The sequence below is a fragment of the Enterobacter sp. CRENT-193 genome (assembly GCF_002787395.1).
Classification (GTDB): Bacteria; Pseudomonadota; Gammaproteobacteria; order Enterobacterales; family Enterobacteriaceae; genus Enterobacter; species Enterobacter hormaechei_C.
Map to the genome: position 1 here is coordinate 1804130 of NZ_CP024812.1, position 13915 is coordinate 1818044.

The following is a 13915-nucleotide window of genomic DNA, read 5'->3' on the forward strand; positions in this document are numbered from 1 at the left end:
CAGGGATCACGGGTAGGAGCCACCTTATGAGTCAGAATACGCTGAAAGTTCATGATTTAAATGAAGATGCGGAATTTGATGAGAACGGAGCAGAGGCTTTTGACGAAAAAGCCTTAGTAGAAGAGGAACCCAGTGATAACGATTTGGCTGAAGAAGAGCTGTTATCGCAGGGTGCCACACAGCGTGTGCTGGACGCGACTCAGCTTTACCTTGGGGAGATTGGTTACTCCCCACTGCTAACGGCCGAAGAAGAAGTCTATTTCGCACGTCGTGCTTTGCGTGGTGATGTTGCCTCGCGTCGTCGCATGATCGAAAGTAACCTGCGACTGGTCGTGAAAATTGCCCGCCGTTACGGCAATCGTGGTCTGGCTCTGCTGGATCTGATTGAAGAGGGCAACTTAGGTCTCATCCGCGCAGTTGAGAAGTTTGACCCGGAACGCGGGTTCCGTTTCTCAACCTACGCGACCTGGTGGATTCGTCAGACCATCGAACGGGCTATTATGAACCAGACCCGTACGATTCGACTGCCGATCCACATCGTCAAAGAGTTGAATGTTTATCTGCGTACCGCGCGCGAGTTGTCCCATAAACTGGACCACGAGCCAAGTGCGGAAGAGATCGCAGAGCAACTCGACAAACCGGTTGATGACGTAAGCCGTATGCTGCGTCTCAACGAGCGCATTACCTCGGTTGACACCCCGCTGGGTGGCGACTCCGAAAAAGCGCTGCTGGACATCCTGGCCGATGAAAAAGACAACGGCCCGGAAGACACCACGCAGGACGATGACATGAAACAGAGCATCGTCAAATGGCTGTTCGAACTGAACGCCAAACAGCGTGAGGTGCTGGCACGTCGTTTCGGTTTACTGGGGTATGAAGCTGCGACACTGGAAGATGTCGGCCGTGAGATTGGCCTGACCCGTGAACGTGTTCGTCAGATTCAGGTTGAAGGCCTACGCCGCCTGCGTGAAATCCTGCAAGGGCAAGGTCTGAATATCGAAGCGCTGTTCCGCGAGTAAGCAACCATTCGTCAGAAAAGGCCCGTCGTGAGACGGGCCTTTTTTATGCCTTACGGCTGCGCCGTTTCGTGCAGCAAACGCCAGGTGATGTTATCCCCTTCCTGATTAAGCACCGCGGTTGACCAGCGCACGTTGACGGGCTGGCCTGGCCGGGTTTGCGTCTCCCGGTAATGGAGCACCGCGCCGTTGTCCCATGTCTGAAGCGTTGTTAACGCGTCAATACCGATCCTGAGCCCGGGTCGGGTTCCCCGCTGCGCATATAAAAATTGGGCAAGCGCGTGATGATCTAACGGGTTGCCACTCGGTGGAACCATCAGAAAATCCGGACGGAAACGGGCGAGCAGGGCGTCCCGATTGCCTTCGCCTGCACCTAACCAGTTTTCAAGGGCGACGTGAATGTCGAGGATCTCTTGTTCGAAATGGGTCATGGTTGCTCCTGTTGCAGTTGCGCAAGTAACTGCGTGTTGTTAAGACGGTAGACGTACAGTACGGGCAGTAGAGTGATGACTGCGGCAAAAACAAACATCCCGTGCCAGGCGGCCAGCGGCGAGAGATAAGCCTGCATGAAGCTCAGCGCCTGCGCCAGCAGCAGAGCGCCCGCAAAAAAGCTCAACTGACGATTGAGATTCCATAGCGCGCTGGCATCGGGCATATCTTCCGGTCGCATCGTCAAAAACGCGCTGCTCTGAGCCGTACTGCTGCAAAGGCTTCCCCCCGCGCCCATCAGCGCAAACGCAACGGCAGGTAGCAGCATTGCCGGGCCGACGTTAACTAAAAGCAGAATGCCCGTCGCCTGCAAAAGGCAACCGATGACCACCAGCGGCCGGGGGCCGATACGGTTGAAATAGCGTCCTGTCGCGGTGATAGCCAAAAACGAAGCCACAGACCACGGCAGCATAAGCATGCCCGTTGCGGCGGGTGTCATATTGGCCTCGCTCTGGAGGTAATACATGCCCGTTACGTTCACGCCGATAAAAATGCCGGGTACGCACACATAGATAAGCATGGATAAGCGCAACAGCGGATCCGTCAGCAAAGACAGGTTTACTGTCCTGGTGGGGGTTATCGGCGACGGTTCTGTTTTAAGCCACGCGCAGGCCAAAGCAAAGGTGACAATGACGACGGGCAGGGTGGCAAAAAATATCCAGCGCCAGCTGAATGTTTGAACCAGCATACCGCCCACAGCCGGTGAGCACGCGGGGGCAAGCAGTGCGACCAGCATCACCGCCGAGGAGAGTCTGGCCCGCTCATGAGGCTTAAACTGTTGCCAGGTCAGCGCCTGACCAACCGGGATCAGTAAACCCCCTCCGGCGCCCTGCACGACTCGCCAGGCAATCAGACTTTCCAGCGAAGATGAGAGACCCGCCGCAACGGAGGCCGCGCTAAAGAGAAGCAGTGAGAGCAGGATAACGCGCTTCGGCCCGACGCGGCGCGTCAGGATACTGCTGAAAGGGATGACTAGCGTCAGCCCGGCAATGTATCCGTTACTTACCCAGGCAAGCGCGGAAGGTGTGGTATTGAAAGCGCGAGCCATCGCCGGAAAGGCGACGCTGGCAATAAACATGTTTATCAAATCAAGGAAAAAGCCGAGCAGAAAGACGACGGCGATTTTGCTGCGATACGTCATGGAAGTTCCTCCGGTGAGGTGGCGTATCGTATCGGCCCGCACGTTACGGATAAACGCGACAAAGCACGATATACTGTCAACATTATTTTGACAGTTAACCAGGCAAGCGATGCTTAATTTACAGCGTACGGCAATGTTTATCGCCGTAGCGGACACCGGCAGTTTCACCGCCGCGGCGGAGGCGATGGGGCTGACAAAAGCGGTGGTCAGCTTTCATATTCGTCAGCTTGAAGAGGAGCTGGGCGTCACCCTGTTGCTGCGAACCACCCGACGCCTGACGCTGACCGAGGCGGGGAAGCTCTTTCATCAACGAAGCGTGATGCTGTTACGGGATGCAGAGCGATTGCAGGATGACGTTCGCGCCAACCACGCCGGGCTGACGGGAGAACTGCGGATCACCACCACGCCCGAATATGGCTCGCAGGTGGTGGTGCCTTTGCTGGCTGAATTTAGCCAGTTGCACCCGGACCTTCGCGTGCGGCATGTCTCGTCCTCTTTGCATGCCGATCTTATCGCCGAGCGCTTCGATGTCGCTATCCGGCTCGGCACGCTTGCAGATTCGCGCTACCACGCCGCGTTGATGACCTCCTTCACCATCCTGCCCGTGGCAACGCCAGGCTGGCTGGCAAACCATCCGGTTGACTCGCTGGAACAACTGGCGGAAGCGGACTGGATCATTCACGAGCGTTTAACGTCGCCGCTGCGCTGGCAGGTGAGAGGTGTTGATGGACATCCGGTTTCCTTTGAGATCAAGAAAGCGCCGCGCCTGTATGCAGACAGCGCCCAGGCGCTGATGGCTTTTGCCCTCGCGGGATGTGGAGTGGCGCTGCTGCCGGAGTGGCTGGTGCGTAACGCACTGGATGCGGGGGAACTGGTCTCGCTGTTACCGGCATACACGTTTGCTCAGCAGGGCATCTATGCCGTTTATCCCGATGCCCGGCATGTGCCCGCGAAAGTGCGAACATTTATTGATTTTATGCGCGTCAGGGTGACTTAACCCTGCATCATTTTTTTAATGAGCGCTGAAAATTGCTCTCGTTCCGCGCCGTTAAGGCGCCCCAGAAATGCCTCATCCACCTCATTTCCAATCGGTTTACTGCTCTCAAGCAGGGCCTCTCCTTCGGCAGTCAGAAAGACAAACCGACGGCGTTTGTCTGCCGGATCGTGCTCGCGCCTGACCAGGCCGCGTGCTTCCATGCGGCTCAGCATTTCTGCCAGCGTCGCTTTGGTGCTCACCGCGACTTCAGTCAGGGCAACCTGCTCAATACCAGGATTTTCAGCAATTGACCGCATCACCGCATATTGTGGCTTGGTCAGTTCAGGCAATGCGTGCTGCCACTGGGCGGTATGCTGTTGAAAAAGCTGACGTAGCAGGTGGAAAGCTTCTTGTCTTAACTCCATGGACACTCCGACGGAAAAATACTCCCTCTATGATAGCCGCTCTTGGGCTGAATTTTAACGCGAGAGTTTTTTAGCGATTAGTGTGATCGTATGCGAACGATCTTGTCAGCAGCAGGATCAAGGCGTAGTTTAATTAATATGTTCGTATACGAACAAATTAATTGAGGTGCTGAATGAGATTGATTGTGGGAATGACGGGCGCGACGGGTGCGCCATTAGGCGTGGCGTTGTTACAGGCGCTGCGGGAAATGCCGGAGGTGGAAACGCACCTGGTGATGTCGAAGTGGGCAAAAACCACCATTGAGCTGGAAACGCCCTTCACTGCGCATGACGTTGCTGCACTGGCGGATGTCGTCCATAGCCCGGCCGATCAGGCTGCCACCATCTCCTCCGGCTCGTTTCGCACCGACGGCATGATCGTCATCCCGTGCAGCATGAAAACGCTGGCGGGTATCCGCGCGGGCTACGCCGAAGGGCTGGTAGGGCGTGCGGCAGACGTAGTGTTGAAAGAGGGGCGCAAGCTGGTGCTGGTTCCCCGTGAGACGCCGCTCAGCACCATCCATCTCGAGAACATGCTTGCTCTTTCCCGTATGGGCGTGGCGATGGTGCCGCCTATGCCTGCGTACTACAACCACCCGCAAACCGCCGATGACATTACCCAGCATATCGTGACCCGTGTTCTCGACCAGTTTGGTCTGGAGCATAAAAAAGCCCGACGCTGGGAAGGTTTGCAGGCAGCGAAACATTTTTCACAGGAGAATAAAGATGGCATTTGATGATTTGAGAAGCTTCTTGCAGGCGCTCGATGAGCAAGGGCAACTGCTGAAAATTGAGGAAGAGGTAAACGCTGAGCCGGATTTAGCGGCGGCCGCCAACGCTACCGGACGCATTGGCGATGGTGCGCCTGCGCTGTGGTTCGATAATATTCGCGGCTTCACCGATGCCCGTGTGGTGATGAACACTATCGGCTCGTGGCAAAACCACGCTATTTCGATGGGGCTGCCAGCGAATACCCCGGTGAAAAAACAGATCGACGAGTTTATTCGTCGCTGGGACAAATTCCCCGTCTCGCCAGAGCGTCGTGCAAATCCGGCCTGGGCGCAGAACACGGTGGACGGGGAAGACATCAACCTGTTCGACATTCTGCCGCTGTTCCGCCTGAACGACGGTGACGGAGGCTTTTATCTCGATAAAGCGTGCGTTGTCTCCCGCGATCCGCTCGACCCCGATCACTTCGGCAAACAGAACGTCGGGATCTACCGTATGGAAGTGAAGGGCAAGCGTAAGCTCGGCCTGCAACCGGTGCCGATGCATGATATCGCGCTGCATCTGCATAAGGCAGAAGAGCGCGGCGAAGACCTGCCTATTGCCATTACGCTGGGTAACGATCCGATCATCACCCTGATGGGCGCCACGCCGCTGAAATACGATCAATCCGAGTATGAGATGGCCGGTGCGCTACGCGAAAGCCCGTATCCGATTGCGACGGCTCCGCTGACCGGTTTCGATGTGCCGTGGGGGTCGGAAGTGATCCTCGAAGGGGTGATTGAAGGCCGGAAACGTGGAATTGAAGGGCCATTCGGTGAGTTTACCGGACACTACTCCGGCGGACGCAATATGACGGTTGTACGCATTGATAAAGTCTCTTACCGCACCAAACCCATTTTCGAATCCCTTTACCTCGGCATGCCGTGGACCGAGATTGATTATCTGATGGGGCCCGCCACCTGCGTACCGCTCTATCAGCAACTAAAGTCGGAATTCCCGGAAGTGCAGGCGGTAAACGCCATGTACACCCACGGTCTGCTGGTGATTATCTCCACTAAAAAGCGTTACGGCGGTTTTGCCCGTGCGGTCGGCCTCCGCGCCATGACCACGCCACACGGTCTGGGTTACGTGAAAATGGTGATTATGGTGGATGAAGACGTCGATCCGTTTAACCTGCCGCAGGTGATGTGGGCGCTGTCATCAAAGGTCAATCCGGCAGGCGATCTGGTGCAGCTACCGAATATGTCTGTGCTCGAGCTTGACCCCGGCTCCAGCCCGGCGGGGATCACTGACAAGCTGATCATTGATGCCACCACCCCGGTTGCCCCGGACAACCGTGGTCACTACAGCCAGCCGGTACAGGATCTCCCTGAAACCAAAGCCTGGGCCGAAAAACTGACCGCGATGCTGGCGGCACGTCAATAAGGAGGAAAAAATGATTTGTCCACGTTGTGCCGATGAACATATTGAAGTGATGGCAACATCACCGGTGAAAGGTGTCTGGACGGTATATCAGTGTCAGCACTGTCTGTATACCTGGCGCGATACCGAACCGCTGCGCCGTACCAGCCGCGAGCATTACCCGGAAGCGTTCCGCATGACGCAGAAGGATATTGATGAAGCACCGCAGGTGCCGACGATCCCGCCGCTGCTGTAAAAAAAGCCCGGTGGCGCTACGCTTACCGGTCCTACGGGTTTTGTAGGCCGGGTAAGGCGAAGCCGCCACCCGGCAAAAGACCGCAGAAAACTAAACCAGACTCTTCAACCGATAAATCCACTCCAGCGCCTGACGCGGCGTCAGTGAATCCGGGTCGAGGTTCTCCAGCGCTTCTACCGCCGGAGAGGTCTCTTCCGGCACCGCCAGCAGTGACATCTGCGTACCATCTATCTGCGTAGCTGCCGCATTCGGTGACAAACTTTCCAGCTCACGCAATTTCTGACGCGCGCGCTTAATCACCTCTTTTGGCACGCCCGCCAGCGCGGCGACGGCCAGGCCATAGCTCTTGCTTGCCGCGCCGTCCTGCACCGTGTGCATAAAGGCGATGGTGTCGCCGTGCTCAAGCGCATCAAGGTGGACGTTAGCCACGCCTTCCATTTTCTCTGGCAGCTGTGTCAGTTCGAAATAGTGCGTTGCGAACAGCGTCAGCGCCTTGATTTTATTTGCCAGACTTTCCGCGCACGCCCAGGCCAGAGACAGGCCGTCATAGGTGGAGGTACCGCGTCCTACTTCGTCCATCAACACCAGACTGTTCTCTGTCGCGTTATGCAGAATGTTGGCGGTTTCGGTCATCTCGACCATAAAGGTAGAGCGACCGCTCGCCAGATCGTCCGCCGCACCCACACGGGTGAAGATACGGTCGATAGGGCCAATCTCAACCTTCTGCGCTGGAACGTAGCTGCCGATGTAGGCGAGCAGCGCGATAAGGGCTGTCTGGCGCATATAGGTACTTTTACCGCCCATGTTGGGGCCGGTAATGATCAGCATTCTTCGCTGCGGTGACAGGTTCAACGGGTTGGCAATAAACGGCTCGTTCAGCACCTGCTCAACCACCGGGTGGCGGCCTTCGGTAATGCGAATGCCGGGTTTGTCAGTAAAGGTCGGACAGGTGTAATTCAGCGTGTCGGCGCGCTCAGCCAGGTTTACCAGGACATCCAGCTCGGCCAGCGCAGCGGCGCTCAGTTGCAGGTCAGCCAGGTGCGGCATCAGGATGTCGAACAGCTCGTCATACAGCTGTTTCTCCAGCGCCAGCGCTTTACCTTTCGACGTGAGCACTTTGTCTTCGTACTCTTTCAGCTCGGGTATAATGTAGCGCTCGGCATTTTTCAGCGTCTGGCGGCGAACGTAGTGAATCGGGGCCAGGTGGCTCTGCCCACGGCTGATCTGGATATAGTAACCGTGTACCGCGTTGTAGCCGACTTTCAGGGTGTCGAGCCCCAGACGTTCACGCTCGCGGATTTCCAGCTTATCCAGATAATCCGTCGCGCCATCGGCCAGCGCACGCCATTCGTCCAGCTCTTCGTTGTAACCCGGAGCAATAACCCCGCCATCCCGCACCAGAACAGGCGGCGCATCAATGATGGCGCGTTCCAGCAGTTCGCGAAGCTCGGTAAATTCGCCCATGGTTTCGCGCAGCTTTTGCACTGGCGCGCTGTCGATCTCTCCCAGCTGAGCGCGCAGTTCCGGCAACTGCTGGAACGCGTGCCGCATACGGGCGAGATCGCGTGGACGCGCGGTGCGCAAGGCCAGGCGCGCCAGGATACGCTCAAGATCACCCACCTGACGCAGCACCGGCTGCAATTCGGTGTAACGATCCTGCAATGCGGCAATGGTTTGCTGGCGGCCAGCCAGCGTTTCGGTATTGCGGATCGGCATATGCAGCCAGCGTTTGAGCATACGGCTGCCCATGGGGGTAACCGTGCTGTCAAGAACCGACGCCAGCGTATTTTCCATGCCGCCAGCGAGGTTCTGCGTGATCTCCAGGTTGCGGCGCGTGGCGGCATCCATGATGATGCTGTCCTGCTGACGCTCCATGGTGATGGAACGAATATGGGGCATGGCGGTACGTTGCGTATCCTTAACGTACTGCAACAGGCAGCCTGCGGCACACAGCCCGCGCGGGGCGTTTTCCACGCCAAAGCCAATCAAATCGCGCGTGCCAAATTGCAGGTTTAACTGCTGGCGCGCGGTATCAATTTCGAACTCCCACAGTGGACGACGACGCAGGCCGCGGCGACCTTCAATCAGCGCCATCTCGGCGAAATCCTCTGCATAAAGCAGTTCTGCCGGATTAGTGCGCTGTAGTTCAGCCGCCATGGTTTCACGGTCAGCCGGTTCACTCAGGCGAAAACGACCGGAGCTGATATCCAGCGTGGCGTAGCCAAACCCTTTACCATCCTGCCAGATCGCCGCCAGCAGGTTATCCTGGCGCTCCTGAAGCAGGGCCTCATCGCTGATGGTTCCCGGCGTGACGATGCGTACGACCTTGCGCTCAACGGGGCCTTTCGATGTGGCCGGGTCACCAATTTGTTCGCAGATAGCGACAGACTCGCCCTGGTTCACCAGCTTCGCCAGATAGTTTTCAACCGCGTGATGCGGGATACCCGCCATCGGGATGGGCTCGCCTGCCGACGCGCCACGTTTCGTCAGGGAAATGTCGAGCAGCTGAGACGCACGTTTCGCATCATCATAAAAAAGCTCGTAAAAATCGCCCATACGGTAAAACAGCAGAATTTCCGGATGCTGTGCCTTCAGCTTCAGGTACTGCTGCATCATCGGCGTGTGGTCTGATAGATCCTTGTCAATAGACTCATTCATATTGATTTTACTCGTTTTTTAATTCTTTCAAGTGCTCATGTGGCCCCAAGTAAAACCCTTTCAAACCCACATAAACCCATAAATTTGTAGCTCACTTGTAGCCCAAGACGTGATAGATTGGTTTTACTCCTTCTCTGGGCTACAAATGGTGGTGATACTTTGAAAACAACTCTCAATCAGGCTTTTATTATCAACAAGTTAAGTATCAATGTTAAGCCTGAGCTCAGTAGCTCTGGAAAAGTCGTTTTCGATGCTAACCCTGACCAAAAACCTTACATAGTTTTTGACGATCATCGAGATTCGCCTGTTGGCTTCGGTGTGAAGGTCAGTTTGACGAAAAAAACCTATGTAATCCAGCGAAGAGTAGCTTCGTCAGATCGTAATGTCAGTGAGGGTAAGAAGCCAAGCTCTGTCTTGAAAGTAAAAGTTGGAAATGTGTCTGATTTTCCAAGTCTTGATCAGGCCCGTGAGGCAGCTCGGCAGTTGGTTCAGACAATGATTGCAACAAAGAGAAATCCCAACAAGATTAAAAGGGAACTCGATCTGGCTGAATTGACCGTGAGTGAAGCTTTTGCCCAATACAGGAGTCACTTACTTGGCAGAACCAAACCTGCTAAACCAAACACTCTCAATGTGTTAGACAAAGCTGAGAATCGGTTGAAAGAGTGGCAAAACCTTCGAATCAAGGATCTCACTGGTAATGAAATCCTTCGGAAGTTTGACGAAATTGCTTCAAGAGCGAGAACAGCAGCGGAGCAAACATTTCGTTGGGCTAATGTTGCGGTTAAACATGCAATTGAAATTGAGGCTGGTAATGCTCAGACACAGCAACGACAACCTTCGTTGTCCTATAATCCTTTTTCAATTTTAAAGGTACAGAAGAAGTTCAGAACACGATCTGAGCTGGAAGATAGCTATCGTGCCAAGGGCGTTCGAAATCCATTGTCCCCAAAAGATACTTTGGGACGGTTCTTAACTGCATTACACAATAAGCGAAGTTTTAATCGCTTGGGTTGTGATTATCTGTTGCTGACCATTCTGACTGGAGCCAGGAAGGAAGAAACAGCAGCACTGTGCTGGCGAGAGGCTCTGACTCAAGAAGAGGCTAGAACGACCAGCTATGTCGATCTCGAATATCGAGTGATTCGCTTTTACGACACGAAGAATCGTAATGATCATGAGCTTCCAATCTGCGATGCGACAAAGCGAATTCTGGAAGACCGGCGAGATATCGTCAACGACACCGAAATACGGACAGATAAACGCAAATGGGTTTTTCCGGCTCGTTCGTCACGAAGCAAGGTTGGGCACTATTCTGATAGTAAAAGCTTACGAGAGTATATCTGTCAGGATGCTGGAATAATGAAGCTGGGAATGCACGATCTACGAAGAACCTTTGGTCGAGTTGCAGAAGGGCTTACTTCGTATGCAGTGGTGAAAAGATTGCTTAACCACCGTAATACCACAGACCCTACTGAAAGATATGCTGAGCCTGATAAAGAGCGGGTATTTGAGGCTCTTCAACTGATTGAGCTTCATATGCTGATGACGTCACCAGAATTGTATAATACACTTTTGGCTTCGGCGAAGTACCCACCATTGCCAGAAAATCAGGAGAACAAGGAATGAGTACTATTGATACTTTAAGGGAATACGCCGAAGTATGGCGGCTATTTGGTAGTATGCCAGATGATGCAACCCTGAGTGCTGAAGTTTCGGCCCTTTATCTTGGTGTAAGTGTCAAAACATTGGCTCGTTATCGCCAGACTGGTAATGGCCCTACTTATATTCAATACCAGGCAGAAGATAGCAAAGCAAGAAATCAACGCGTAAATTATCTGTTGGGTGATTTAAAAACCTGGCGGGATAATCATAAAGTGAACAGCACAATGGAAGCAGCACAGGTCCGTGGGTTGGCTTTTGCTTCTTTGGCTGATTTTACCAAGCCAGAGCCTTTCTGGACTATTGATAATAAAATTTATTCTCATGCCCTTACTATATCTGACGAAGTATTCAAGGAGCTATTAAATACCTCTCGCGCAGAAGTTATTTGGATCTCTCTTGAGAAAGTATTGTTTGAGAACTGGCATGCTTCGAGAGAGCGTCAGAAATGGAATGACGTTTTTGTTAGTGTACTAAGTGGGATGGTTAAATCATGTGAAATTGAACAAGAACGTCATATACTTAATGATATTTTATGATTAATTTCATTCCCAATATAAAATTGAATTTGTATTGGGAAATAGTCATTTGCGGAAGTATAAATTGTTCAACAGCATTATTTATTATTTTAATCAAATGGAATACCGTCTGCAGGATATCTTCTTTTGGGATTTTTAACCGGTTTTGTTTTACACCCTGCACGATAAAAGTTAAACGAATTGGCAAAGTCTTCTGTCTCCAGTCTGGATTTCTTGAATTTGTCCATCAGATCTTCATTGAAACGACGAGGAATTCCCTTAACGCACAAATTTGAATTCAGGTATACCTGATTGTCTATGGTGTCACGGATCAGTATCTTACGCACAAATAATTCTTTGAATGCACGTGAAACATTTGATTTATTCAGTCCAAGCTCTCTGGCAGTACGAGACTGTGAAAAGTCAGGAATAATATTTCCATAATCAATGGTTGAAAAGAAATAAAGAACAATTCTAAATGCTGTGGGCGTCAAATCCATCCTGGCGAGTGTGGCCATATTGCCTTTGAAGACCATTGAGAAATCGTCCCTGAATGACGTTTTTTTATAGCTGTTTGCTTTAATCTTTATTTCTTCCAGATCTTCAGGCATAACCTCTAATGCTTCTGCAATAATGGACTTTTGTTCTTTAGTTAATACAACGCTTGTGATTGACATGATGGCTCCTTTTTATTGTTGTGATTACAGATATGGCATATTTAATTTATTTGTCAACGGGGTTGGTTATATTATTTCAATTATATTTACTTTGAAATTTTGCGTGTGTTATTTGGTGGAGATAATAGGTTGTAAAATTTAAAACAAGGGGTGCTAAATTTCACCATCACCAGTTATGTGATTGATAATTTTTAGTGCTGATATTAATAACAGTAGTGGCTGTGTAATTATATGATTTTATTGATTAATTTTCGATTCTAAACTGCAAGATAAAAGAGTGATAAAGAAATAAGAAACCACAGTTTTGCATTAGAACGATACTCAAGGCCTTGGTGTGCCTGATAATTAAACTTTTATTTTTGTCTTTCTTACATAATATCATTTCTTAAGTGAAGCCAGCGCAACAGTTTGTTGCGCCATTGGGCTTCAGAACATTACTAAAGTGTTTTCTGTAAGTATAAATACGCTTCGCGCACGAGTTCATAGAGCTGAGGTTAACTGTCATTACAAATACGCTTCGCGCAGAAGTTCATACAAATGGGCTTAGCTGTCAGCACAAATACGCTTCGCGCAAAAAAACAAGAGGCTGAGTTGATCGGGAAAGCGAACACAAATACATGATTTACCCGTTTGCTGACTACGGCTCACGCCGGGACCCTTCGGAAAAATCCTTTCTACTTCAGCGAATGAGTGCTGCGGGCACTCAGCGGCGCTGCCAAGGAAACAAAATTACGGTTTTTCAATTGTTCGGTAAAAATAACTGACATTTATCGGTAGTAGGGCGTAAGCCAGTGCGTAGCACGCTCTCAAAAAATATTCCTGTGGGTTTCTTATCTGCAATAGGGAAATAACTCAGATAGTTGAATTATGAAATAGCAATACAATCAGGAAGACACAAAATTATCGTAGTAAAAGCTATGGTTATTTATGGAAGAAGAAAAAATATATCAATAATGAAATATTTTTATTTTACTATTGATTTTAATTTTTAAGATGATAGTACTTAATTATAAAAACAAAAAATGGAGGGAATTATGAGTGCTATTAATGTATTATCTCAGGAGGAAAAATTTATACATGTTATTGATAAATTTATAACCCATAATCACAGCAGCGTCAATAACAATGCCTTTTGTAAAAAACTTTATGTTCTCTTTGCAGGGTATCATCTGAAGTATTTTTATTCACGGGCGCAGTACCGCAATTCATGTTATCACGTTGATAATATTATGCAGATGTTTACAGGAGTCGTTTCGACCCTGAACACAACGCTGCTCAGAAAGCTTGCAAATAGCGACACGTTGCTGCATTGCCTGAATTCACTTGTGAATTATATTTCAGGAAATCTGGACGAAGCAGAGCATATTTATGCTGATTTACTGGCCCAGTATGAAAAGAAACGCATTACAGGCTCTCTGGCTTATACTCCACCAGGCTCAGTGGTCAGGAAAAGACTGTGACAGCGACAGCGGCGTGGATAGGACATGGGATACTGGAGATAAATGGATCAGGCGTATCCGGCAGGACACCAGATACAATAGAAAAGGAGGGACACCGAATGGGTGGCCCACCTGTCTCGATGGCTTTATAGTGGCTTTACTTATCAACGACCTGCCAGCCATCTTCCGTTTTGACAAGGGTTATAGCAGCAGTACGCTTTTCGTTATCGACAATAGCCGTCACATTGCATTTATAGCTTTTATCAGATACTTCTACGCAGTCATGCTTTTTGACTGATTTTAATTCGCGCAGTGCGTCTTTTGGAACATCCTTGCCCGCTATAGATTTCACGAAAGCATTCGTCTGTTCCACGACCTTATTCATGGCCGTGTAAATATCCTGTTCGGAGGGTTCACTGTTACAGCCACTCAGCAACGATGCTGCGGTAATGAGTGTGATAACGGCATAAGTTTTCATAAATAGATCCC

The 13915-nt window shown here is 51.1% G+C and carries 14 protein-coding genes; 8 read left to right on the plus strand and 6 right to left on the minus strand.

The window, feature by feature from the left end; all coding sequences use genetic code 11:
* The first annotated feature begins 26 nt into the window (after positions 1 to 26).
* Positions 27 to 1019 carry an RNA polymerase sigma factor RpoS gene (gene rpoS / locus CU081_RS08890; protein WP_013098493.1) on the plus strand — a complete coding sequence of 331 codons (993 nt, stop codon included), beginning with the start codon at positions 27 to 29 and terminating at the stop codon, positions 1017 to 1019.
* Positions 1020 to 1069: 50 nt separating this feature from the next.
* Here the strand turns inward: rpoS and CU081_RS08895 are convergent, their stop codons facing one another.
* Both CU081_RS08895 and CU081_RS08900 read right to left on the minus strand, forming a co-directional pair.
* Positions 1070 to 1447, minus strand: coding sequence for a DUF4440 domain-containing protein (locus CU081_RS08895; protein ID WP_022651771.1), 378 nt, complete (start codon positions 1445 to 1447; stop codon positions 1070 to 1072).
* Positions 1444 to 2646, minus strand: coding sequence for an MFS transporter (locus CU081_RS08900; protein ID WP_039269081.1), 1203 nt, complete (start codon positions 2644 to 2646; stop codon positions 1444 to 1446). The genes CU081_RS08895 and CU081_RS08900 overlap by 4 nt, the downstream gene beginning before the upstream one ends.
* A 109-nt stretch (positions 2647 to 2755) precedes the next feature.
* On the opposite strand from CU081_RS08900, the gene CU081_RS08905 reads away from it, so the two are divergent.
* Positions 2756 to 3643 (plus strand): LysR family transcriptional regulator, encoded by an 888-nt coding sequence (locus CU081_RS08905; RefSeq protein WP_003862107.1) that lies wholly within the window; start codon positions 2756 to 2758, stop codon positions 3641 to 3643.
* Here the strand turns inward: CU081_RS08905 and CU081_RS08910 are convergent.
* Positions 3640 to 4047, minus strand: a complete 408-nt coding sequence (locus tag CU081_RS08910; RefSeq protein ID WP_022651767.1) for a MarR family winged helix-turn-helix transcriptional regulator — start codon at positions 4045 to 4047, stop codon at positions 3640 to 3642. The genes CU081_RS08905 and CU081_RS08910 overlap by 4 nt on opposite strands.
* A 173-nt stretch (positions 4048 to 4220) precedes the next feature.
* On the opposite strand from CU081_RS08910, the gene CU081_RS08915 reads away from it, so the two are divergent.
* The 3 genes from CU081_RS08915 to CU081_RS08925 are packed head-to-tail and all read left to right on the plus strand — an operon-like array spanning position 4221 to position 6472.
* A complete protein-coding gene (locus CU081_RS08915) occupies positions 4221 to 4823 on the plus strand; it encodes a non-oxidative hydroxyarylic acid decarboxylases subunit B (RefSeq protein ID WP_003862111.1) in 603 nt (200 codons plus the stop codon).
* Positions 4813 to 6240: a non-oxidative hydroxyarylic acid decarboxylases subunit C gene (locus CU081_RS08920; RefSeq protein ID WP_003862113.1), complete on the plus strand. Its 1428-nt coding sequence runs from the start codon at positions 4813 to 4815 to the stop codon at positions 6238 to 6240. Before CU081_RS08915 ends, CU081_RS08920 begins: the two co-directional genes overlap by 11 nt.
* A gap of 10 nt (positions 6241 to 6250) precedes the next feature.
* On the plus strand, positions 6251 to 6472 hold the full coding sequence (locus tag CU081_RS08925; protein WP_003862116.1) for a non-oxidative hydroxyarylic acid decarboxylases subunit D: 222 nt from the start codon (positions 6251 to 6253) through the stop codon (positions 6470 to 6472).
* A 90-nt stretch (positions 6473 to 6562) separates the two neighbouring features.
* Here the strand turns inward: CU081_RS08925 and mutS are convergent, their stop codons facing one another.
* Positions 6563 to 9130 (minus strand): DNA mismatch repair protein MutS, encoded by a 2568-nt coding sequence (mutS, locus tag CU081_RS08935; RefSeq protein ID WP_058647347.1) that lies wholly within the window; start codon positions 9128 to 9130, stop codon positions 6563 to 6565.
* A gap of 159 nt (positions 9131 to 9289) precedes the next feature.
* Between mutS and CU081_RS08940 the strand changes: the two genes are divergently transcribed.
* Positions 9290 to 10759, plus strand: a complete 1470-nt coding sequence (locus CU081_RS08940; protein WP_058647348.1) for a tyrosine-type recombinase/integrase — start codon at positions 9290 to 9292, stop codon at positions 10757 to 10759.
* Entirely contained in the window at positions 10756 to 11331 is a 576-nt protein-coding gene (locus CU081_RS08945; RefSeq protein WP_032720477.1) for a hypothetical protein, read from the plus strand. Before CU081_RS08940 ends, CU081_RS08945 begins: the two co-directional genes overlap by 4 nt.
* A gap of 89 nt (positions 11332 to 11420) precedes the next feature.
* On the opposite strand, the gene CU081_RS08950 is transcribed toward CU081_RS08945, so the two are convergent.
* Positions 11421 to 11987: a hypothetical protein gene (locus tag CU081_RS08950; protein WP_032720475.1), complete on the minus strand. Its 567-nt coding sequence runs from the start codon at positions 11985 to 11987 to the stop codon at positions 11421 to 11423.
* A gap of 1034 nt (positions 11988 to 13021) precedes the next feature.
* Here CU081_RS08950 and CU081_RS08955 point away from each other — a divergent pair.
* Positions 13022 to 13447 (plus strand): hypothetical protein, encoded by a 426-nt coding sequence (locus CU081_RS08955; protein ID WP_032720474.1) that lies wholly within the window; start codon positions 13022 to 13024, stop codon positions 13445 to 13447.
* Positions 13448 to 13583: 136 nt separating this feature from the next.
* Here CU081_RS08955 and CU081_RS08960 read toward each other — a convergent pair whose 3' ends face one another.
* Positions 13584 to 13904, minus strand: coding sequence for a hypothetical protein (locus tag CU081_RS08960; protein ID WP_032720473.1), 321 nt, complete (start codon positions 13902 to 13904; stop codon positions 13584 to 13586).
* Positions 13905 to 13915: the final 11 nt, after the last annotated feature.